This is a genomic window from Micrococcus sp. GPGPB33 (assembly GCF_037853785.1).
Taxonomy (GTDB): Bacteria; Actinomycetota; Actinomycetes; order Actinomycetales; family Micrococcaceae; genus Micrococcus; species Micrococcus luteus.
The window spans coordinates 1-20,675 of record NZ_JAQMWO010000003.1 but is presented as its reverse complement, the minus strand read 5'-3'; the positions used below and the strand labels follow the sequence as shown (position 1 = coordinate 20,675).

Annotated in this window: 21 protein-coding genes; 12 read left to right on the top strand and 9 right to left on the bottom strand. The window is 68.6% G+C overall.

Annotated elements, in window-relative coordinates; genetic code table 11:
* The first annotated feature begins 17 nt into the window (after positions 1-17).
* The 6 genes from POD19_RS12360 (at position 18) to POD19_RS12335 (ending at position 7,563) form a co-directional block, all read left to right on the top strand.
* Positions 18-533: a hypothetical protein gene (locus POD19_RS12360; protein WP_340309524.1), complete on the top strand. Its 516-nt coding sequence runs from the start codon at positions 18-20 to the stop codon at positions 531-533.
* Positions 530-2,947, top strand: coding sequence for an ATP-binding protein (locus POD19_RS12355; protein ID WP_340309523.1), 2,418 nt, complete (start codon positions 530-532; stop codon positions 2,945-2,947). The genes POD19_RS12360 and POD19_RS12355 overlap by 4 nt, the downstream gene beginning before the upstream one ends.
* Entirely contained in the window at positions 2,947-3,084 is a 138-nt protein-coding gene (locus POD19_RS12350) for a hypothetical protein (protein ID WP_250162142.1), read from the top strand. Before POD19_RS12355 ends, POD19_RS12350 begins: the two co-directional genes overlap by 1 nt.
* Positions 3,081-5,027, top strand: a complete 1,947-nt coding sequence (locus POD19_RS12345) for a hypothetical protein (protein ID WP_161787893.1) — start codon at positions 3,081-3,083, stop codon at positions 5,025-5,027. Before POD19_RS12350 ends, POD19_RS12345 begins: the two co-directional genes overlap by 4 nt.
* On the top strand, positions 5,024-6,790 hold the full coding sequence (locus POD19_RS12340; protein ID WP_340309522.1) for a peptidoglycan DD-metalloendopeptidase family protein: 1,767 nt from the start codon (positions 5,024-5,026) through the stop codon (positions 6,788-6,790). Before POD19_RS12345 ends, POD19_RS12340 begins: the two co-directional genes overlap by 4 nt.
* Before the next feature lie 356 nt (positions 6,791-7,146).
* Entirely contained in the window at positions 7,147-7,563 is a 417-nt protein-coding gene (locus POD19_RS12335) for a hypothetical protein (protein WP_161787891.1), read from the top strand.
* 548 nt (positions 7,564-8,111) lie between these two features.
* Here the strand turns inward: POD19_RS12335 and POD19_RS12330 are convergent.
* The 4 genes from POD19_RS12330 to POD19_RS12315 form a co-directional block, all read right to left on the bottom strand.
* The gene (locus tag POD19_RS12330) at positions 8,112-9,053 is read right to left on the bottom strand and encodes a GNAT family N-acetyltransferase (protein WP_161787890.1); all 942 of its coding nucleotides are present in this window, start codon (positions 9,051-9,053) and stop codon (positions 8,112-8,114) included.
* 198 nt (positions 9,054-9,251) lie between these two features.
* Entirely contained in the window at positions 9,252-9,743 is a 492-nt protein-coding gene (locus tag POD19_RS12325) for a DinB family protein (RefSeq protein ID WP_161787889.1), read from the bottom strand.
* Between the two features lie 129 nt (positions 9,744-9,872).
* Positions 9,873-11,000 carry a GNAT family N-acetyltransferase gene (locus tag POD19_RS12320; protein ID WP_161787888.1) on the bottom strand — a complete coding sequence of 376 codons (1,128 nt, stop codon included), beginning with the start codon at positions 10,998-11,000 and terminating at the stop codon, positions 9,873-9,875.
* 393 nt (positions 11,001-11,393) lie between these two features.
* A complete protein-coding gene (locus POD19_RS12315) occupies positions 11,394-11,843 on the bottom strand; it encodes a GNAT family acetyltransferase (RefSeq protein ID WP_161787887.1) in 450 nt (149 codons plus the stop codon).
* A gap of 463 nt (positions 11,844-12,306) precedes the next feature.
* On the opposite strand from POD19_RS12315, the gene POD19_RS12310 reads away from it, so the two are divergent.
* Positions 12,307-12,771, top strand: coding sequence for an NUDIX hydrolase (locus POD19_RS12310; protein ID WP_161787886.1), 465 nt, complete (start codon positions 12,307-12,309; stop codon positions 12,769-12,771).
* A gap of 62 nt (positions 12,772-12,833) precedes the next feature.
* Positions 12,834-13,649, top strand: a complete 816-nt coding sequence (locus tag POD19_RS12305) for an abortive infection family protein (RefSeq protein ID WP_340309521.1) — start codon at positions 12,834-12,836, stop codon at positions 13,647-13,649.
* Between the two features lie 76 nt (positions 13,650-13,725).
* On the opposite strand, the gene POD19_RS12300 is transcribed toward POD19_RS12305, so the two are convergent.
* The 4 genes from POD19_RS12300 to POD19_RS12285 form a co-directional block, all read right to left on the bottom strand.
* Positions 13,726-14,250, bottom strand: coding sequence for a class I SAM-dependent methyltransferase (locus POD19_RS12300; RefSeq protein WP_258183751.1), 525 nt, complete (start codon positions 14,248-14,250; stop codon positions 13,726-13,728).
* A 92-nt stretch (positions 14,251-14,342) separates the two neighbouring features.
* A complete protein-coding gene (locus POD19_RS12295) occupies positions 14,343-14,876 on the bottom strand; it encodes a GNAT family N-acetyltransferase (RefSeq protein ID WP_161787883.1) in 534 nt (177 codons plus the stop codon).
* Complete coding sequence (locus POD19_RS12290; RefSeq protein WP_161787882.1) at positions 14,873-15,427, bottom strand: GNAT family N-acetyltransferase; 555 nt, start codon at positions 15,425-15,427, stop codon at positions 14,873-14,875. Before POD19_RS12290 ends, POD19_RS12295 begins: the two co-directional genes overlap by 4 nt.
* Before the next feature lie 11 nt (positions 15,428-15,438).
* Positions 15,439-15,918: an AAA family ATPase gene (locus POD19_RS12285; RefSeq protein ID WP_158497160.1), complete on the bottom strand. Its 480-nt coding sequence runs from the start codon at positions 15,916-15,918 to the stop codon at positions 15,439-15,441.
* 280 nt (positions 15,919-16,198) lie between these two features.
* Between POD19_RS12285 and POD19_RS12280 the strand changes: the two genes are divergently transcribed.
* The 4 genes from POD19_RS12280 (at position 16,199) to POD19_RS12270 (ending at position 20,388) form a co-directional block, all read left to right on the top strand.
* A protein-coding gene (locus POD19_RS12280) for an IS3 family transposase (RefSeq protein ID WP_152634144.1) occupies positions 16,199-17,373 on the top strand; the annotation gives its coding sequence in 2 pieces (ribosomal slippage) (positions 16,199-16,483 and positions 16,486-17,373; 1,173 coding nt in all).
* A 304-nt stretch (positions 17,374-17,677) separates the two neighbouring features.
* A complete protein-coding gene (erm, locus tag POD19_RS12275; RefSeq protein ID WP_031943903.1) occupies positions 17,678-18,496 on the top strand; it encodes a 23S ribosomal RNA methyltransferase Erm in 819 nt (272 codons plus the stop codon).
* Entirely contained in the window at positions 18,415-18,930 is a 516-nt protein-coding gene (locus POD19_RS13085; protein WP_080695892.1) for a helix-turn-helix transcriptional regulator, read from the top strand. The genes erm and POD19_RS13085 overlap by 82 nt, the downstream gene beginning before the upstream one ends.
* A gap of 208 nt (positions 18,931-19,138) precedes the next feature.
* Positions 19,139-20,388 (top strand): IS3 family transposase gene (locus POD19_RS12270; RefSeq protein ID WP_152634145.1). Its coding sequence is split into 2 segments (ribosomal slippage): positions 19,139-19,448 and positions 19,448-20,388, totalling 1,251 coding nucleotides; the frame shifts between segments, so codons are not numbered across the junction.
* A 23-nt stretch (positions 20,389-20,411) separates the two neighbouring features.
* On the opposite strand, the gene POD19_RS12265 is transcribed toward POD19_RS12270, so the two are convergent.
* The coding region (locus POD19_RS12265) for an IS3 family transposase (protein WP_340309520.1) at positions 20,412-20,675 on the bottom strand (264 nt) is incomplete at its 5' end.

The following is a 20,675-nucleotide window of genomic DNA, read 5'->3' as shown; positions in this document are numbered from 1 at the left end:
TCGGCCAGGAGTAAGCCATGACCGAGACCGGACGGTTCTACAGCAGCATCCGCCGCATCCCCACCACGCTCTACCGGCTGCCCGACGGCACCCGCGTGCCCGGGGGCCCCTACACGCTCGTGCAGGGCGTGGGCGGGGCGATCACAGTGGCGCTGCTGTGGGCCGTCCGGGGGTCCTGGTCCACCGGCTTCGACCTGTTCGATTTCGCCGGCGCCCTGGCCGCTGGCTTGGCGGTCACCTGGCTGCTGCGCTTCGCCCCGGACAACCTCCACGAGCTGGGCCTGGTCATCACCGGAGCCTTCCTGGCCTGGTCCAAGCCCCCGCAAGGGCACTACCGCGGCGAGACGTTCGCCCCCAAGAAGGCTCCCGTAGGGATGCCCGAGAAGCCCTCCAGTCCCACCGCTCCCACCCGCGCGATGGCCACCGACGAACCGCAGGGCGAGCCCGCGCCGACGTACCGGCCGATGGGCACCTCCTCCGTGGCACGCCTCCTCCAGCAGAGCACGACCGAGAACAAGGACACCCAGCGATGAAGAACTCCCTCCTGTACCTGCGCGAGAACCTCATGTGGACCTCCACGGGCACGGTGTGGGCGATGTGGCGCGTGCACGGGCTGCCCTACGGCTTCGGCAAGGGCGAGCACAAGGAGCGGGCCATGCTCGCCCACCAGGCCCTCTTCCAGGGCCTGCGCGGGGAGGCCATGCTCATGGGCCTGTGCGCCGAGCTCGACCCCGCCGCCGTCGTCGAGCGCATGCTCGACGGTGTCGACCTGGAGCAGTGCCCCAACTACCTCGAGGAGGTCGAGCTCTCTTTGGACGAGCTCGAGACGATCCCCGTGGGCGAGCGAGCCTACTGGCTGGCCGTGCCGCTGCCGTCCAAGTCGATCACCGACCGCCTCCAGACCCTGATCCGCTCCGTCGACGGCAAGCTGCGCGAGCAGCTGGCCCTGCCCACCTGGCGACCCACGGAGGCGGAGATCCAGGCTCTGGGGCGCACGGCCGAGCACATCGGCCGGGCCATCCCCGCCGCCTTCAAGGCTGTCCCCTCCTCTCCGGCCGAGGTCGCCTGGATCTACGCGCACTCCCAGAGCCGGGGCCTGGGATCGGATCCCACCGCGCCCGCTGGCGGAGAGGACGTGCAGGCGTTCACCTCCGGGGCGAGCATTCCCGAGCCGCTCGTGGACGAGGGCGGCCAGTCCGACGTCAGCGCCAAGGAACGGCTGAACCCCTTCGGCCGCCGGTACGTGAAGATCGCCTCCGAGACCACCGCAGGACAGGCCTCGTACCAGGTGGTGATGGCCCTGACCGCCGGCCCCCGCGAGGGCTTCACCTTCCCCGACGACGAGTACGTCTCCTACATCGACTCCCTCAGCGTCAACGCGGACTGGATCATGCGCATGAACGTGCTGCCGGCCAAGCGCGCCGCCGCACGGAACAAGCGTGCCGAGGAGAAGCTCAACGAGGAGTACAACCAGCAGGAGGGCGACTCCCACGCGATCACCGGCGGATCAACCCGCCTGGACGCGATCGCCGAGGACCTCAAGGCCTACCACGCCGCACTGAACTCCTCGGAGGCCGAGGTCTCCGTCGACGTCGCGGTGATGTTCATCGTCGGCGCCGAGACCCCCGAACAGGCCCAGGACCAGGCCCAGATGATCCAGGCGGCCTACTCGGCCCGCGACTTCAAGGTGATCACGCCCCTGGGCTACCAGGAGTCGCTGTGGTGGGCGTGCCTGCCAGGCACGCCGGCCTCCTCCGTGGTGAAGAAGCTCGAGCTGCTGGTCACCGGCCGGCACCTGGCCTTCGGCGTGCCCATGGTGACCGACGCGCTGGGCACCCGCACCGGATTCCGGCTGGGCACGAACATCTCCTCCTCGCGCCGCAGCCCGGTGTTCATGAACATCGGCGGCCTCATGGAGGCCGACATGTCCGGCTCGTTCGCCGTCACCGGCGAGAACGGCTCCGGCAAGTCCACCCTGCTGAAGATCGTGGCCGGCAACGTCTTCGACCGCGGAGGCCAGATCGTGGCCATCGACCGCTCCGACAACACCGAGTGGGCGGCCCTGGGTCGACTGCTCACCGAGCGCGAAGGCTCCCAGCCCACCGTCGTCGAGCTCGGCGACACCCGCTGGTCGATCGACCCCCTGCGCCTGTTCCCGGGCAAGGTCGCCGCGCGCGTAACCCGCTCCCTGGTCTCCGTGCTGCTGGGCTTCGGCTCGAACTCCGCCGAGGGCCGGCTGCTCGGCCAGCTGCTGCACCCCGACTACGCGCAGGAGCACCAGATCACCTCCATGGGGTCCCTGGTCGCCCACCTGCTCTCCGGCCAGGGCTTGGCGGGGGAGGAGCCGGAACAGACCCGCGCGATCGCGTTCGGCCTCCAGAACGTGCAGTCCACCGAGTTCGGGCCCCTGCTCTTCGACGAGTCCCTGCCGACCCTGGACCTGTCCTCGCGCTTCCTCACCTTCTGCACCCGCGGCGTGGAGCTGCCCCGACGCCAAGAGCTGGAGTCCGCCGCGCTGAAGGCGGAGCTGCCGGTGGAGAAGGTCATCGGCCGCGCCCTCTATGCCCTGATCGTGGCCATCAGCCGCGTCGTGCTCTACGCCGACGACTCCATCGAGTCGCTGATGATCGTCGACGAGGCCCACCACGCCACCGGCTCCCCGGAGACCGAGCTGGAGCTGTCCAACGTGGTCCGCTACGGCCGCAAGCACAAGGCCGCCGTGGCGTTGGGCTCGCATGACGCGTCAACGGACTTCGGATCCCAGCAGCTCCAGGCGCTGATCCCCGTGCGCATCGTCTGCCGTTCCCGCGACTCCAAGATGGCCCAGCGCAACCTCGACTGGATGGCCGACATGGGGCAGGACGAGTGGGTCGAGCTGGTCACCTCCGGGCTCTCCCCCTGGACGACAACGAGGAGGTGGCCCCCGAGCGCCGCGGTGAGGCGCTGATGCGTGACGCCTACGGAAACGTCGCCAAGATCAAGGTGCTTCCTCCGCTCTCGCCGGCCCGCTTCAAGGCCGTGATGAGCTCCCCGCCCAAGCGCGGAGCCTCCACCGAGACCGCCAAGGAGCTGGTGCACGCATGAGCGCACGCGGATGGATGCGACGAGCTGGCGTCAGCGCTGCCGTGCTGCTGACCATGCTCTGGGCCGCCCCGGCCGCCTCTGCGGCCCCGGCAGCCCCGGCGCAGTCGGGGGTGATGGGCCTGGAGGAGTGGTCCCAGCAGGTCACCGACTCCTCCGGTGTGCCCATCTCCAAGTACGAGGCACTGCCCCTGGACCACGGCGCCGGCGGCATTGACATCAACCCCGCCCGCGACGCGCTGGTCTCCGTGCTCGACCTCTTCTGGGGCCTGCACTACATGTGCGTGACCACGTGCATGTGGCTGCTGCACACCCTGCTCAGCTTCCAGTGGGTCTCATGGTTCTCCGGCCCGATGGAGGTCCTCGGCCAGAACTTCGGGCAGCTGATCTCCCAGATCCACTGGATCCCGCTGGCGGCGATGATCTCCGGCACGACCATCGGCCTGCTGTTCTTCATGCGCAAGCGCGGCGCGGCCTGGGGGGAGATGTTCGTCTCCGTGATGATGGTCGTGGTCGCCACGAACATCGCGCTGAACCCGGTCGCCTACATCACCGGCCCGGACGGCGTCCTCCAGACCTCCCAGCAGACCGCGGCGCAGATCGCCGTGGAGGCCACCGGCGGCAAGGGCGCGATGGACGGCGGCGCGGACGCCTCCTCGGCCCTGGGCCAGTCCGTGATGGCCGACCTGACGGACGCGATGCTGCGCGGCCCCTCCCAGGCCGTCGCCTTCGGCCAGTTGCTCGAGGGCAGCTGCGCCAGCACCTTCACCGAGACGATGAAGGCCGCGGACCCCATGGACGTGGAGTCCAAGTCGGTGATGGACCCGGTCAAGGGGTGCAGCGAGTCGGCCAAGAGCTGGTCCGAGTCGACCTCCTTCATCAAGGTCGCCCCCATGCTCATGACCAACCTGGGCTCGGCAGCCTTCGCCGTGCTCGTGGCCACCATGGCGGTGGTGCTGTTCCTGGCCGTGCTCACCGCCCTGTTCTACGGGGTCTACCAGGTGCTGGCCGTGATGATCTCGATCCTGCCGGGCACCTCCCGCAAGGAGTTCTTCGGCGCGTTCGTCGGCGTGATCGCCTGCGGCGTGGTCATCGTGGCCGCGATCGTGCTCGTGGCCGTGTCCCTGCGCCTGGTGGCCAACATGTTGCTGGCCACCGCAGCCCTCGGTGTGACCCTCCAGATGCTGTTGCTGGTGCTCATGCTGATCGCGCTGATCTGGCTGGTGCTGCACGTGCGTCACGGGATCATGAAGAAGGGCGACCAGACCGCCCGCTGGCTCTCGCGCTTGGGCGCCGGCCAGGAGAAGAAGTCCAGCGTGCCGACGAAGTCGCTGGTGGGCACGGCCGGCACGGCCCTGGGCGGCTACAAGTTCGGCCGCCTCGGCCTGGCCAAGGGCGGCGGCCAGGACGGGCCTGCGCGCTCCCGGCCGACCGGCGGCGGCGCCGGCCCCTCGGGCGGCTCCGATACGCCCAGCAGAGGACCGCGCCGGCCGGATCCCCGCGGCCCCCAGATCTTTAGCCGCCCGGCGCGGGCCGACGGCGGCAGCGGGCCCGCGCGCCGGCGCCGTCCGGGCGGGCAGCTGCCCCCGGCTCCGCTGGTGCGTGCCGTCGGTGTGGGGGCGGCTGCCCTCGGTGGTCCGATCGGTGGGGCGGTCAACATCGTTGCCCAGGGCGCGGCCTGGTCCATCGAGCGCCAGAACCGCAAGGAGCTCACCGGCCCCGGCAAGCCCCAGCGGGTGCCTCGCCAGTCCCGGATCACGGTGGGCAGCGACGGCAAGGCCACCGTGACCCCCCGCCGGCCCGAGGTCGTGGAGGGCACCGTCGTGGATTCGAGCCAGGGCCCCCAGCAGCCCCCGCGGCGGCCGCGGTCGGACAGCACGGAGGCCACCCAGCGGATGCGCGAGCGCCTCCGGGCCGCCCAGGGCCCGCGGGGGCAGCACGCATGAAGCGCCGCGCCGTCGTCATCGGGGCCGGCGCCGTGGTGGCCGTCGTCGCCTTCGTGGTGGTGCTGATCCTGCTGATCATCCTGATGATCGGCGGCGCCCAGCAGAAGCTGAAGATGCAGCAGTCCTCCCTCTCCTGTGTCGTGGGGGGCCTGACCGCCGCGGACGGGTCCCTGGCCATCCCGCTGATGGGCCGGGTCACCTCCGACTACGGGCCGCGCCCGAACCCCTTCGGGCCCGGGTACATCCCCCCGGGCTACACGAGCGAGGCGCCCTTGCTTTTCCACGGTGGCGTGGACATCGGCGGCATCCCCGAGGGCACCCCCATCAACGCCGTCATGGGCGGCACGGTCATCGGCACCAACATGGGGGGTAAAGAGGGCGGCAACATCCTCAAGATCGACTCGGGCAACGGGATCGAGTGGCGCTATGTCCACATCGCCAACGGCACCACCGTGGTCAAGCCCGGCCAGCAGGTGAAGGCCGGGGACCACCTGGCAGGGGCCGGCGAGACCGGCGTGGCCACGGGTGTGCACCTGCACCTGATGCTCTACGTCAACGGCGAGCGGTCCAACCCGCAGACCTGGCTGGCCGAGCGCGGCCTGATCCTGGAGAAGGGCCAGATGCCCCGGCTGACCTCTCCGGCCGGCGGCGGTGCCGCGGGGGCGGCGTCCTCGAGCTCGGCGGCAGCCTCCTCAAGTGCGGCTCCCTCGGCCAAGCTGGCCAGCGGATCCTCGCCCGCGGGCGCCGCCGTCTCGGACGGGCAGCCCCCCAAGGTCAACGGGCCGGTGCGGATCACCTTGCCCGAGGGCAGCGAGTGGACGCTCTCCCCGGAGCAGGTGGAGAACGCGGCCCTGATCATCGGGGTGGCGCGCGAGCTCAACATCTCGGACAAGGGGATCCAGGTGGCGCTGATGACCGGGCTCCAGGAGACCATGCTCCAGAACATGGCGAACCCGACCCTGCCGGAGTCCATGAACTTCCCGCACCAGAAGACCGGCACCAACAAGGACTCGGTCAACGTCTTCCAGCAGCGCACCGTGGCCGGCTGGGGAAGCGTGCCGGAGCTGATGAACCCCGAGTACGCCGCACGAGCGTTCTTCGGCGGCCCAACCGGCCCGAACAAGGGCATGCCCCCGGGCCTGCTGGACATCCCCGGTTGGGAGGGCATGGCCCCCGGGTCGGCTGCCCAGGCCGTACAGAACTCGCGCCACCCCGACGAGTACAACAAGTGGGAGAACGCGGCGAACCAGATCCTGGGCCAGGTCACCGGCACCACCCCCATGATGTGCCAGGGCGCCGGCGGGGCTGCGGCCGCAGCCAGTGCCACCTCCAGCACCGCCCCCGAGGGAAACCACGCCCTGGACGAGGACACCAAGCGCCTGGAGATCCCGGCCGACTTCTCGCGCTCGAAGATCGTCTCCCGCGCCGAAGCCGGCATCGGCGGCACCTACACCTACGGTGCCGCGGAGTTCCGATCCTGGGATGCCACCGGGCTGATCTCGCGCGTCTACCAGGACAACGGGATCGACATGCCACGCCAGGCCCCGTGGACCGTGGGCAAGCGCACCGAGACCCCGCAGCCCGGCGACATCGTCGCCCAGAAGTGGGACCCCACCCGCGGGCGGTGGGAGCACGTGGGCATCTACGTCGGCGACGGCATGATGATCTCCGCGATCAACGAGTCCGCCGGCACCCGCAAGCACCCGGTCACCCAGACCGGCACCGACACCGTCTACTTCGACGTGATCCAGGAGAAGAAGTGAGCCGCACGGACACCACCCGTCACCCCCAGGACCCCCAGCCCCGCACGGGGCGGGCCTGGCCCTTCCTGGTCGGCGCTCTCGCCGCGGCAGGCGCCGGCGCGTGGCTGCTCACCGGCACCCCCGGCGAGCAGGCGCCGCCCCCCACCCCCGCGGCGACCGCGAGCTCGACGGCCGGGGCCTGGCCTCAGCCGTCGGCCAGCACCGTCCCGGCCAGCGCTGCGAGTCAGGAAACGAATCGGGAAACGACCCCCTCCACGGTGCCGTCGAAATCTGGAAACGCCCAGGTCAGCCCGTCATCGGTCAGTGCGGCTCGCAGCTCCCAGATCGAGGTGGAGAAGGCCGCCCAGGAGCGAGCCGTGCAGGGTCTGGACCCCGACGCCCGCAAGCGTGCCGAGGACGTGGCCAGCCGGTTTGCGCAGGCCATGAACGCGCGCACGTGGCAGACCAGCCGGCAGCAGTGGCGGGAGGCGCTGGCGCCCACGGTGAGCCCTGAGCTGCTGAAGACGCTCGACGTCGATCGGGATTGGGAATCCGACGCCCAGCACCGCTTCGTACAGGCCAAGGCCAGCACGTCGGTGCAGGTGCTCGAGGCGCGCGCGCAGACCGTTCAGGGCGAGCGCGTCGACGTCGCGCTCATGGTGGCTACCGAGACCACCGGCGAGGACCCCTGGGTCACCGCGCCGCGGACCGAGCGCCCCATGACCGTCGTCGTGGACACCACCCAGAACCGGGTTGTTGAACAGATCGACATGACCCCGCACGGCGGCCTCTGAGACGCCCCCCGGCCGGGCCCTACGACACGTAGACCAGCGGCTGCGACATCTTCACGCGAGCTCCCCAGCGGGAAGCAGTGCCATACGAGCGCCAGCGACCGGCGAGCATCCAAGGAGCACCGAAGGTAGACGGGAGCCAGAGCGCAGCCGTGCGCGGGCGAGCAGACCGGGAGCAGGCAGCCAGGGGCCCGGCGGAAACCAAGCCGCACGAGGGCCAGGGGGAGGGGAGTCTGCCGCCACTGCCCGGCCACAGATCCACGGGAACCTCGAGGTAGGCCCGCCAGATCCAGGCCAGCGAGCCGCCCCTGATCCACGCCCCAGAGACCCCCTCTGGGCCTGGATCAGGGGCGGCTCCGTTCGGGGGATGAGCAGCAGTGCTAAGGCGATGTGCATGGGCCACACGGGGGCGGGAAGTGCGCCGGAGACGGCACCTGTCGAGAGGCATCGAACATTTCACAGGACACGCGGTGCACTCTTCGCCGAACCGGACGATCAGCGGGGTCTGCGAAGAATAGTCCTCGCCCGCTGGCGGGTGCCGTCGTCGCCGGTCAGTGCATCTGGGACGGCTCCAGGTCGATGCGCACCTCGACCAGCTTGTAACCGGCCCGGTCGAACGCCGCCGCCATCGGGGTGTTGACCGCATCTGTGGTCGCGGTAATTCGTCGAGCTCCATCCCCGATATGGAATCGGGTGATGTACGCGAGGATCTCGTCCACGTGACCGTGGCCGCGGTGCTGTGGTAGCACGGCTAGGTACCCCACGTTTCGGTTGGTCGGGGTGGCGGAGGGGATAGCCAGCCCGACGATCTCGCCATCGTGAGTCTGTGCGACGCGCCACCACGAACGTTCTCCTGGGCAGGAGAGGTAGTAAGCGACCTCGTCACGGGCCAGGTCCGCGGCGGTGGTCTGCTCCAACTCGCGTGCCGTCATCACGTCCAGTGATCCCGCCGCGGCATCGGCGAACAGCCGCGTGAACGCCTCGTCGCTCGCCGGAGTGAACCGCAGCCGGGCTGGGCCGGGGGGCACCATTCCGCCCTCATCCCATTGGAACTGCAGTCGCTCATTCGCGCGGCCCAGTCCGTTGGCGCTCGCGACCTGCATCTTGAGCTGGACGGTTTCCGCGACCTCTGGCCGGTCTCTCCACCCGACCGGCACCCGGAGGGTGTGGGGCAGCAGAGCTCGCCCATTCGTCGCTTCCACGAGGACGCGGCCGTGCGTGAGAAGTCCGGAGAGAACCCGGGTCGGCTCTGGGGCACCAGGCGCGACATCCCAGATGTCCAGCGCAATGGGTTCCTGGCTGTCACGCCCCCACCACATGGCCCGTCCGATCAAGTCGCCATCATCGCTGGTGGCGATGCATGACCACTCGGGTTTCAATCGACCGGCTTCGATCTCGGTGAGGATCACATCGTTCGATAGGCCGGTAGCGGTATGGGATGGCAGGGCAGCTGCTGCGCGAAGTTCCGCGAGCGAGGGGCGGTGAAAGTCCATGGAGCTCACGATGCGCTACATGTCCAAGGCTGCCTAGTTGCGGTGGTGGATAAGAGCGTAGGTGCGCTCATCCCACTGTCAAGGGCACAAGTCCTCCACTCGGTGTGCAGCATATTCGCGCGTTTGTCGCGGCGCAGCGAAGATTGCACACCCAGGGCGGTCACTGCGGGGCGCCTACGGGCTGAGTCCGTAGGCGGTTCACCGGCGAGCGAGAACCTGCTCCCGCAGGATGTCTGCATGGCCACAGTGCTGAGCGTGCTCCCTGAGCACATGGAGCTGGATCCACCGCAGGCCCAGCGGCCCTCGCCGATTCCCACGCCAGGTGACATCACCATCGGCCTCCTGGACGGCGCAGCGAGAGTCCTCGCATGCCCGGGCGAAGTCCGCGAGCACGGAGTCGATGGTGTCATCGTCGGAGAGCTCGAAGGACTCGTCGGGCGTCGCCACGATGCCGAGGACGGCCCGACTGCGCCCCGTGGGTGCCTCCGCAAACCAGACACGCTCGACGAAGGCCGCATGCTTCACGAGGCCCAGGAGCGTGGTCTTGGACGGTACGAGCCGCTCTCGCGCCTCCTCCTCGGTGAGCCCGTCCAGGCACACCGAAAGCATGTCTCGATGCTGGTCGATGAACTCATGGATCTGCCGGTCGAAGTCAACGCCGTAGTACGCAGGGGCATCGGGGTTGTGCATGGGGTCATCATCCCTGTTACCCCGGCGCAGCGCCCCAGCGAGGCTTCGATACCAGCCGGGACGCCCGCCAGAAACGACCGAATACTCACCTCGACACTGAAGGGAGGCGAATGAGCGCCTGGCGGCTCCTCAGTCCCGGTCGCTCGAGAGCATCGCGTAGACCAGCGTGTCCGTCCACTCGCCCTTGCTCCACCAGTCCTGCCGGTGGTGGGCCTCCCGACGCAGGCCGACGGCTTCTGCCAGCCGGGCGGACGCGGTGTTGCGGGCGTCCATCTGCGCCACCACCCGATGCAGACCATGGACCTCGAAGCCAAGAGCCAGCATCGCCGCCGCGGCCTCTCTCGCGAAGCCCTGGCCTGCGTGCCGCGGATCCAGGGCCCAGCCGATCTCCGCGACGCCCCGCTCGCGGTTCGTCAGCCACAGCATCACGTCCCCCACGGGGACACCGGCGTGCTCGACGACGAGCGACACCGCCCCGGACGGGCCGGCGAGGTCGTTCCACTCGATTCGTCTGACCAGCTTCTGCCGGGCGGTCGGCTCGTCCCACGGCTCGTCCAGCAGGTGACGCGCCACCTCGGGCTGGGCATACATCTCCTGCAGCCAGCCGAGGTCGTCCTCCCGGTGCGGGCGCAGCGTGAGGCGCTCGGTGCGCATCGGCCAATCGGGGACGTGGCCGTTCGATTCGGCTCCCACATCGCGCTTCCACCGGGACGGGACATCGACGTCGGCGGGGACCGGCGTCGTCGTGCCGGTCTCCCAGTCCTGGCGCAGGACCGCGTACGCCACGGACGCGAGCGGCTCGCCGCCCTCGACCGGCCAGCCGCGGCGGTAGTGCGCCTCCTTGACCCAGCCGGCCCGGCGGAAGGCGCGCAACATGGGGACGTTGTCCTCACGGGTCTGCCCTTCGAACCGGTCGACCGCAGGCATCGTCTCGAACACATGTCGAGTGAGCGCGGCGAGGATCTGCGCGCCGAGCCCGCGGCCGCGGAACCGCTCGGCCACGCGCAGGTCGAACAAGGGGGTGGGGTCCGTGAGGTCCTCCAAGCGCACCACGCCGACGCGGCCGTGCTCGGCGTGGTCGATCCAGAACGTGGTGTTGTCCTCGTCGTTCCAGGCGCCAGCGTCGATGGCGTCCTCCACGTCGTGCGCGGTCGGGCGCGGCCGCATGTGGAACGGCCAGGCATTCTGCGTGAGCAGGGCGATGAGCGCCGCGCGATCATTACCGGTCGGATCCGCGGGCGTGAAGGTGATGGTCATGGTGGCAGGGTAGGCGAGGGAGGGTGTCGAGATGCCGGGGATAGTTCACTCGACACGCGGTGAGCCCATCAGGCAATCGGACACCGCCAGTTCAGCCTCTCTGCGTCGTGGCGGCGTCGTCGCTGATCGACTAGACCATGAACAGGCAGGAGTTGTCAGTGCCCCACAAGGTCGTCTCCTCGAACGGTTGGAACCCCATGCGCTCGTCGAAGTGCCTGGTCCCGGCATAGTGGGGGTCCGGGTGGGAGGGGCAATGAAGACTTCACACGACACGCGCTGAACTGCTCAATCGGTGGGTCGGCTCCACGGCCCTGTCGCGTTCGGCAAGTGGAACGAGGTCGCGTTCGTCCACCCCGACGTCTGACCCGCGACCGTTGCGCGGCTCCCGCGTCGTCATCCCCCGAGTCGCTTCCCGAGGCTGAGCACGGGGTCCGGCTGGTACCCGGTGGCCGCCCAGAACTCGGCGCCGTCGGCGTTCGTCTCCAGCACCTGGAGGTTGACCTTCGGGCATCCGAGGCGGGTCAGCTCCTGCTCCGCGTGGGCCACGAGGGCGGTGCCGATGCCTCCTCGCCGATGGTCGGGGTGGACGGCCAGCGAGTAGATCCAGCCGCGGTGGCCGTCGTAGCCGGCCATGACCGTGCCGACGACCTCCTCGTCCGACACAGCGAGCCAGAACAGGCCGTCGCCCCAGTCCAGCTTGCGGCGGATGCTCGGTCGCGGCGCCCGCTGCGGCCGCGTGGGGTCGCCGTACTCGGGCAGGGCGCGTTCCCACAGAGCGACGACGGCGTCCGTGTCTTCCGGCATGACGGGGCAGATCTCGGCGGTGGGCGCGGGGCGTTCCATCCGATGACTCTATGCGCAGGCGGGGGCACTCTCGGGGCACGTCGGGCGGGACAGTAGGACGCCGTCGCCGGTGCGCCGCCTCGGGCGGCCATGACGGCGGCGAGGTCGGCGGCGTCCTCGGCGCTGGCGGGGCGAAGCTTGGTTTCAGGAGGGGGTACCGGGGCCGGGATGGCGGGGTCGTCGATGATGTGGGGGTCTCCAGTTCCGGGAGCCTGCCGAAGAGACCCGGGCTGCAGGGAGTCAGGGCTCAGGTGCGCATTCTCGTGTTCAGCAGAGGTACGCGTTTGTTGAGATGCAGCGAAGATTTCACAGGACACGCACTGAACTTTTTGCGGGACGCCGCTCAGGGTGAAGGCTTTGCCGCTCACCCTGAGCGACGCCCTCCCGGCTCGCTGGCGCTTCCAGAGGAGCGAGTCCATCAACTGTGCGCAGCCTGCCGGTGAAGAGCGCGAGGATGGGTTATATGGCTGACCATTCCTTCGCGCTCGTGCCGGCGTCCTACGTCCTCCTGCTTCGGGGGCCCGAGGTGCTCCTGCAACGTCGCCAGAGCACCGGGTACATGGACGGGTTCTGGGTTGCGGGTGCAGCTGGACATGTCGAGCCGGGGGAGACGGCCCGGCATGCCGCGGTCCGGGAAGCACGGGAGGAGCTAGGCGTGGACATTGCCTCCGCTGGCCTCGAGCTGGTCACGGTCATGCAGCGCACGGACGGCGTCGGGTTGACGCGTGAGCAGCGTGTGGACTGGTTCTGGACCTGCAAAGAGTGGATGGGGGAGCCGCGGATCTGCGAGCCGGAGAAGACCTCCGATCTGAGGTGGTTCCCGCTCACCGACCTGCCCGATCTTGTGCCGGCCTATGAACGGATCGTCCTTGCAGGCCTTCGCGACCGCTCGCTCCCGATGGACACGGCTTACGGGTTCACGAACTGAACCGGCCAGTGACGGGCGCACCGCTGCACGCCCATGCCACCAAAGGGTGCAGGATGACCCCTATGAAAACGCCCTGGGCCACGGACGTCACTCTGAACCTGAGCCGACTCATGGAGAAGACCTGGTCCCCCTCGCACGGGGGCCTCGACACCATCTTCGGCAAGCTGGCCATCAACTCGCCTGAGACTGACCGCCAGGGATCCAGCATCAACAAGGTCAAACGCCTCCGCCGGGCCTTCGACCAGGCAGATGCTCACGGTGAGCAGGCAGTGGTCAACCTGGTGAAAGAGATCATCGAGGAGATGCGGTTCAAGGGGGTCTTCTCCTCGACCGACGAGCAGACCCAAGAGTTGGTCAGCGCGTTGCGCGCCTCCCTCGCGCAGGCAGGAGCCCGCCTCACCGATGAGGGTCGCCTGGAACCCCTCACTCTTGGTCCTGCCATCGAAGCAGGTGGCAGGGAGACCGTGAATCGCCTACAGAGCCGATTGCGCGATCCTCTTCTCGATCCTGGAGCCATTTTGGGAACATCGAAAGATCTTCTGGAGGCAACGGCGAAGCACCTGCTGAAGGAGCACAGCCCTGAAGTCCGGGCGGGGGATATGCCAGGAGTGGTGGGCCAGGCCATGCGTGCCGCCGGCCTGTCGACGATCCCCGGTGAGATCGACAGCACCAATGACAAGGCCGTCGCAGCACTGCGGCAACAAGTCATCAAGACCGCGGAGGCAGTCACCAGCACCAGGAACACTGGCGGCGACGGCCATGGACATCTCGAACCAACCGACGTCTCCCCGGAGCTGGCCAACTACATACGCCACCTCACACTCGCAGCCGTCGCCTACCTCCTGGCTGAGGCCCAAAACACGTCCCCTCGACAGTGACCAGCGCAATCACGCACCACCTGCGGTGGCCCGTTCAGGGGAGGACGCGACGAGCCATCGAGCGGTGACGGACGAATCAGTCGCGACTGGCCTCAATCCATCCATGGCGACGTACGCCACGACCCTGACGAGTCCCGCGATCGACGACGGTGAATCCTCCCGTGGTCAGCAGGCGTGAGAGCGTATCGACCGGCCAGTGCCAGGCGGTAGTGATGGCATGGTCGAAGGGTTCGACCTCGTCTCTCGCGAAGAAGCCCAGCAGCATCGACCCGCCCGGACGCAACGAACGGTGCACTTGCTCGAGCAGGGATGGCACCTGGGGTGGGGGCATGTGGATCGTGGAGTACCAGGCCAGGATCCCGTCGAAGGCGGCCACTGGCAGGGTCTGGAAAGAACCGAGCTCCACAGGCACCTCCGGGTGGGTTCGGTGTGCGTGGGTCACGAACTCTTCGACCGGCTCGATGCCCGCTACGTCATGGCCCAGCGAGGCCAGGTGCGCGGTCCAGTGGGCCGGGCCGCAGCCAACATCCGCCAGAGCACCGCCCGTTCTCCGGGCCCACGCCTCGACCAGCAGCCTGTCGTCCTCGGACGCGGCGTCCATGGTCCCCAGCAGCTCGGCGTACTCAGCGGCTCGGGCGGCATAGGCGCCCGTGCTCGAAGTGCGCGCTCCCTGGGCGTCGCGCGGCTGAGCCCTCATCGCTGCCCCTCCGACGGCGCGAGGACCTGCCAGAGCTCGTGGTCCTGCCAGCGGCCGACGATCCGCAGGTACTGCGGAGCCAGGCCGTACCGCTGGAACCCGTGGTGTTCCAGCACGCGGCGGGAGGCGTGGTTGTGGGGGAGGATCTCAGCCTGCACGCGGTGCAGTCCGAGCTCGCCGAAGGCGATCTGCAGGGCCTGCCCGACGGCGGCGGTCGCCACGCCGCGGCCCGTCGCCTCGCGGGCGACCCAGTAGCCGATCGAGCAGAACTGGCCGGCCCCGCGGACCACGCTGGCCAGGGTGAGACGCCCGCAGATCACGTCGGCGTCGTCGGTGATGACGAAGGCGTAGGAACGGCCCGCGGCGTGCTCGCGCACCGCCTGCTCAAGGGCCTCGTGCTGGCCGGCTTCCGTGAACCAACGGGCCTGACGTTCCGGCTCCCACGGGGCCAGATGCTCGCGCTGCGACACGGCCAGCGCCGCGAGAGTCGGGGCGTCTGCGGGAACGGCGGGACGCAGATGGATGGTCATGGTCGGAGTGTAAGGACCCGCCGCGGTTGGGCAGAGACGCCCGTGGGCCGCGTCAGGAGGATTCCGACGCCGCCGTCGAACTCGATGCCGGCGAAGCGCGGACCGGTCTCCAGGGTCGTGAAGCCGAGCGAGTGGTGCAACGCGAGCGACGGTGCATTGCGGGCATTCACGACGCTGTGGAGGGCGTCCCCGTGGAGTGCTCCAACGTCCTCGATCACGGCCTGCAGCAGACGGTGACCGATGCCTCGGTGGCGAAAGGCGGGATCCACGGTGAGCCCGGCAGTGAGCCACTGCGCTGGGCCTCCAGGATGCAGAGGGGTCCGGGTGGCACCAGACCAGCCCACGACCTCTGTCCCCTCGGGCAGGGCGATTTCGGCCACGACCAGGACGGGGGCCCGGTCGAGCAACCAGTGAGCGGCCGGAGCGTGGTCCGACGGTGTGCCGCCACGGGCCGCCATGACGACCGCCAGGGCCGGGCCGTCGTCAGGACGTGCCGGACGGATCGCCACGTTCGGTTGCGGGGCGATGTGATTCTGCGGCTGCGTGGTCATACCGAGGGAATCTACGCGTGGAGCAGGATGCGCTCCACGACCTCCTCCGGCGGCTCCGCAGCCGTGATGCGGTGCTCGGCCACGAAGTCGAGGGGCTGCCAGCCGTGGTACCAGGCGGCCATCTCCTCGGCGCTGAAGTCGCCGGCCTTGGGGCGTGTCGCGTGGCGGCGGACTGTCTCCTCGAAGGTGAGGTCGAAGGCGTAGAAGCGGGCGTCGTCGCTGGCAGCGGCGACCCGGTGGAGCATCGGCCCGTAGCGGCCAGCATGGAAAATCCCGTCCAGGATCACGTGGTCGCCGCGGGCTAGGCAGTGCCGAGCGGCCGCCTCGAGCAGGTCGGCGTGGGCGAGGCTCTCCTGCTCCCGCTCGGCGTACACATCCCGTCGGAAGTGGTCCTGGCTGAGCACGGCGACGGGACCGGCCAACCGCGCCTGGAGCAGACGGGCGACCGTGGTCTTGCCGGAAGCTGAGTTGCCACGGAGCACGACGAGCATTCAGTGAACCTCCGGTTCTGTGTTCCGTTCCGAGAGTCCGTCAAAAACACCCGAGCTTACATGGCGTCAAGCCTTCAGGTGTCCCCTGGCGTATGAAACATATTCGCGCGTTTAGGAAATCTTCCCTGCATCTCGACAGCACCGCAGGAGTGCCGTTGTCGAGATGCCGCGAAGATTTCACACGACACGCGGTGAACACTTCCGACATCCGAGGGACTGACGCACGTGTAGGTGACATACGATCTGTGGTGTTACCACACCGCAGGGAAGGATGTGCACCATGCCCGCCCCCTACCCCCAAGAGTTCCGCGACGACGTCGTCCGCGTCGCCCAGAACCGTGAGCCCGGCACCCACTTGAAGCAGATCGCGAAGGACTTCGGGATCAGCTTCTCCTGTCTGACGAACTGGATGCGCCAAGCCGAGATCGAAGCCGGCAACAAGCCCGGCACCACCGCCACGGAGGCCGAAGAACTCCGCGCAGCCCGCCGCAGGATCCGGCTCCTCGAGCAGGAGAACGAAGTCCTACGCCGCGCCGCGGCCTACCTCTCCCAGGCGAACCTGCCGAAAAAATGATGTACCCGCTCGTGTCCGAGCTCGCCGCCGACCAGATCCCGGTCGCGGTGTCCTTGCGGGTCCTCAAGCTCGCCCGCCAGCCCTACTACCGCTGGCTCCAGAACCCTGTCACCACCGCGGAGGTGGAGGCCGCTCACCGGGCCAACGCCCTCCACGACGCCCACCAGAACGATCCCGAGTTCGGGTACCGGCTGCTGCGCGACGAGGCCGAGAATGCTGGCGCTCCGATGGCGGCCCGTACCGCCTGGCGGCTCTGCCACGAGAACCAGTGGCACTGCGCGTTCGGGGCCAAGCGCGGCAAGAACGGGACCCGCCCAGGCCCACCCGTGCACGATGACCGCGTCCGCCGGGACTTCTCTGCCGAGGAGCCCAACCGGCTGTGGTTGACCGACATCACCGAACACCCCACCGGTGAGGGCAAGCTCTACCTCTGCGCGATCAAGGATCTCTACGCCGGCAGGATCGTGGGGTACTCCATGGCCGGCCGTATGCAGGCCTCGTTGGCCGTGAACGCGCTCGAGCAGGCCGTGGCCCGCCGCGGAGGCACCGACGTGGTGGCCGGGTGCATCGTCCACTCGGACCGCGGCTCGCAATTCCGCTCGGCCCTATTCCAGGACGCCCTCACCACCCACGGGCTGATCGGGTCCATGGGCCAGGTCGGTGCTGCCGGGGACAACGCGGCCATGGAATCCTTCTTCGCGTTGCTGCAGAAGAACGTGCTGGACCGACGCGACTGGGACACCCGGGACGAGCTGCGGGCCGGGATCATCACCTGGATCGAGCGGGCCTACCACCGCCGCCGCCGGCAGGTGCGCCTGGGCCGATTGACGCCGGTCGAGTACGAGTTGATCATGGACCACACGCCCGCAGACGCGGCGTGAAGACGACTGTCACCTATGGGTGCATCAGTCCCCTCGTCGGGCACGGACAGACTGTGAGCTGGTTCTGGCCGGTGGTGATACGGATCTGCGCGTCTTTGACGCATGGACGGGCTATTGGGTCGCCGAGTGGCGATGGGGTCGCCTACGCTGGTTGGCATGTTGGTTTACGGCACTGCTGCGCTGCGTCTGCGCAGCCGCTAACGGCGGCGAGCACACTCCCACGCGTTGTTGCTCCCGCCCCCGGTGATCACGGCCGGGCGGCTCTTTCAGCGTGCCCGGCTCCGCAACAACCACGGAGCAAACAGTGCCTACCTATCAAGGTGGCCGTCATGAGCACGGCCAGAACTTCCTGACTGACCCATCCACCGTCACCACGATCACCCGGCTCGTGTCCGCCACCGAGGGCCCGATCATCGAGATCGGCCCCGGTGACGGAGCACTCACCTCGCCGTTGGCCCAGCTCGGGCGACCGGTCACAGCCGTCGAGATCGACACCCGGCTCGCCCGACGCTTGGCCCAACGGCTCCCGTCGCACGTGGAGGTCGTCGCCGATGACTTCTTGACCTACCGGCTTCCCACGTCTGCGCATGTGCTCGTCGGCAACCTGCCGTTTCACCAGACCACGGCAATGCTGCGACGCATCCTGCACGCCCCGGCATGGACCGATGCCATTGTGCTCGTGCAATGGGAAGTTGCGCGGCGCAGAGCGGGCGTTGGCGGTGCCACGATGATGACCGCGCAATGGGCGCCCTGGTTCACCTTCACGTTGCACAGTCGTGTTCCCGCTCGCGCGTTCACCCCGCGTCCGGGAGTCGACGGCGGAATCCTCACCATTCACCGTCGCGAACATCCGCTGCTGTCGCCGGCAGGGCGACGCCAGTTCCATGCCCTGGTCCACCGCGTCTACACCGGTCCCGGACGTGGGCTGGCCCAGATCCTCGCGCGCAACACCTCGCTCGGCTCGCCACAGGCGGCACAGGCGTGGCTGACACGCCAGGGCGTGAACGCTGCCGGACTGCCGAAGGACCTGCCCGTCGAGGCATGGGTGGACTTGTTCAAGACCACGGGCTCCTCGCCACCGTCCCGCCGCACGCAGTCGTCCTCAGGAAGGCGGCGGCGATGAGCATCGACCCCTCGTGGCGAGTCTGCCCGGACGAGACCACCCCCAGCCATGCGTGCCCGACTGAGACAGCCGTACACCATGCAGCACGGCTCCTCGCTCAAGACCCCGGACGGGATTGGCGACTTCGTGACCTTGCCGACCTCGTGCACCTGTCTACGTCACAATTGGGCAGGGCCTTCAGCCAACGTTTCGGGATGCCTCCCATCCAGTACCTGGCTCACCTTCGCGCCCACATACTGGCCGAGCTCCTGATAGAGACTGATCTTCCGATCGGTGTCGCCATGACACAGGTCGGGTGGCGCAGCCGCGGCCACGCCGCACGACAGTTCACCGCCATCGTCGGGGTCAGCCCATCCGCGTATCGACGTACCGCGACCCAACGAGCAAGCCTGAAATGCCCGTGCTGTGGACAGCGAAGCGAGTTGCCCCGATGACGGCCACAGAGCACTCTGGCCTCGGCCCTACCAGGACAGAGATCCGTGACACGGTCATTCGGATGCGAGCTGATCTCGCTCACCGGTGGACCTTGGCCGAACTCGCACAGGATGCCCATCTGTCGCCGTCGCGGCTCGGGGGGCGCTTGACCCCTGATCTTGGACACGCTGATTCCAGCACGATGATGGGGAAGCGAGAATCCAAGGGATGGCTAGGAAGAACTACACGGACGGGTTCCGGCAGCGGGCGGTGGACTTGTACGAGTCGACGCCCGGTGCGACGTTGAATGGCATCGCGGCGGACCTCGGGATCTCCCGCGGTGCGCTGCGGGAGTGGGTCGAAAAGCACGGCTCGGGCACGACGACCGCCGGCACCATGTCGCCGCCCACGTCGGGGCGGTCGGAGTCGCAGGCGGCGAGGATCGTGCGGCTGGAGGCGGAACTGGCGGCGTCGAAGGCGGAGAAGCTGAAGCTCGAGACGGAGCGGGACATCCTCCGTCAGGCGGCGAAGTATTTCGCCGGGGAGACGAACTGGTGAACCGCTTCCAGTTCGTCGAGGACCACAAGGACGCCTACGGCGTGAAGCGGTTGTGCGAGATCGTCGAGATCGCGAGGTCGTCGTTCTACGCCTGGCTCGCGGCGGCTCCGGGACGGGCGGCGAGAGCGGCCGAAGATACAGCCCTCGCCGCACGGATCAGGATGCTGCAGGACCCCGCCCAGGGCGGCGACCGCGCCTACGGGGCACCCCGGATCACCGCCGACCTCAACGACGGCGTCACCACCGCCGCCGAGCGGGTGAATCACAAGCGCGTCGCCCGCGTGATGCGTGAGCACCAGCTGGTGGGGATCCGGCTGCGACGGCGGGTGAAGACCACGATCCCGGACCAGTCCGGGAGGAAGTTCCCCGACCTGATCGGCCGGGACTTCTCGATCGGGGAGCCGAACCGCCGGTACGTCGGCGATATCACCTACCTCCCGATCGCAGACGGGTCGAACCTGTATCTCGCGACGTGCATCGACCTCGGCTCCCGCAAGCTCGCGGGCTGGCAGGTCGCCGACCACATGCGCACCGAACTCGTCGAGGACGCACTCCGCGCCGCGGCCCGCGACCGCGGCAGTCTCGCCGGCGCCGTGTTTCACAGCGACCACGGCAGCGTCTACGCCTCGAAGGCCTACGCGGCCCTCTGCGAGCAGCTCACCGTCGTCCAGTCCATGGGTGCGGTGGGCACGAGTGCCGACAACTCACTCGCGGAGAGTTTCAACGCCGCGCTCAAGCGGGAGCTTCTCGAGGGCCGGGCCGCATTTCCAGATCAGGCCACGGCCTACCGGGCCGTGTTCCGATGGGCGAACCGCTACAACACCCGCCGACGCCACTCCACGATCGGCCAGGTGAGCCCAAATAGCTACGAGAACGCCTACGACGCCGCGAGGTCAGCTACCCTCACGGAAGCGGCATAACCGAACCGACACCGTGTCCACGATCAAGGGTCAAGGCCCATGATGGCCTCGTATTCGACGGGGGTCAATCGGCCCAGGCGGGCCTGTCGGCGGTGTCGGTGATACGTCCTTTCGATCCAGGTGATGATTGCGATTCGGAGCTCTTCTCGGGTCCGCCAACGCTTACGGTCCAGAACGTTCTTCTGTAGCAGCGCGAAGAAGGACTCCATGGCGGCGTTGTCTCCGGCAGCACCGACTTGGCCCATCGAGCCGATGAGGTGATGACGGTTCAGGGCGTGCACGAACTT

Coding starts and splice junctions, on each gene's coding strand:
- POD19_RS12310 (WP_161787886.1), top strand. CDS start 12,307: ATGGCTGACCATTCCTTCGCGCTCGTGCCGGCGTCCTACGTCCTCCTG.
- POD19_RS12300 (WP_258183751.1), bottom strand. CDS start 14,250: ATGGACGCCGCGTCCGAGGACGACAGGCTGCTGGTCGAGGCGTGGGCC.
- POD19_RS12360 (WP_340309524.1), top strand. CDS start 18: ATGACCGAGACCGGACGGTTCTACAGCAGCATCCGCCGCATCCCCACC.
- POD19_RS12285 (WP_158497160.1), bottom strand. CDS start 15,918: ATGCTCGTCGTGCTCCGTGGCAACTCAGCTTCCGGCAAGACCACGGTC.
- POD19_RS12320 (WP_161787888.1), bottom strand. CDS start 11,000: ATGACCATCACCTTCACGCCCGCGGATCCGACCGGTAATGATCGCGCG.
- POD19_RS12350 (WP_250162142.1), top strand. CDS start 2,947: ATGCGTGACGCCTACGGAAACGTCGCCAAGATCAAGGTGCTTCCTCCG.
- POD19_RS12355 (WP_340309523.1), top strand. CDS start 530: ATGAAGAACTCCCTCCTGTACCTGCGCGAGAACCTCATGTGGACCTCC.
- POD19_RS12290 (WP_161787882.1), bottom strand. CDS start 15,427: ATGACCACGCAGCCGCAGAATCACATCGCCCCGCAACCGAACGTGGCG.
- POD19_RS12295 (WP_161787883.1), bottom strand. CDS start 14,876: ATGACCATCCATCTGCGTCCCGCCGTTCCCGCAGACGCCCCGACTCTC.
- POD19_RS13085 (WP_080695892.1), top strand. CDS start 18,415: ATGGGTGGACTTGTTCAAGACCACGGGCTCCTCGCCACCGTCCCGCCG.
- POD19_RS12330 (WP_161787890.1), bottom strand. CDS start 9,053: ATGGACTTTCACCGCCCCTCGCTCGCGGAACTTCGCGCAGCAGCTGCC.
- POD19_RS12325 (WP_161787889.1), bottom strand. CDS start 9,743: ATGCACAACCCCGATGCCCCTGCGTACTACGGCGTTGACTTCGACCGG.
- POD19_RS12305 (WP_340309521.1), top strand. CDS start 12,834: ATGAAAACGCCCTGGGCCACGGACGTCACTCTGAACCTGAGCCGACTC.
- POD19_RS12340 (WP_340309522.1), top strand. CDS start 5,024: ATGAAGCGCCGCGCCGTCGTCATCGGGGCCGGCGCCGTGGTGGCCGTC.
- POD19_RS12345 (WP_161787893.1), top strand. CDS start 3,081: ATGAGCGCACGCGGATGGATGCGACGAGCTGGCGTCAGCGCTGCCGTG.
- POD19_RS12315 (WP_161787887.1), bottom strand. CDS start 11,843: ATGGAACGCCCCGCGCCCACCGCCGAGATCTGCCCCGTCATGCCGGAA.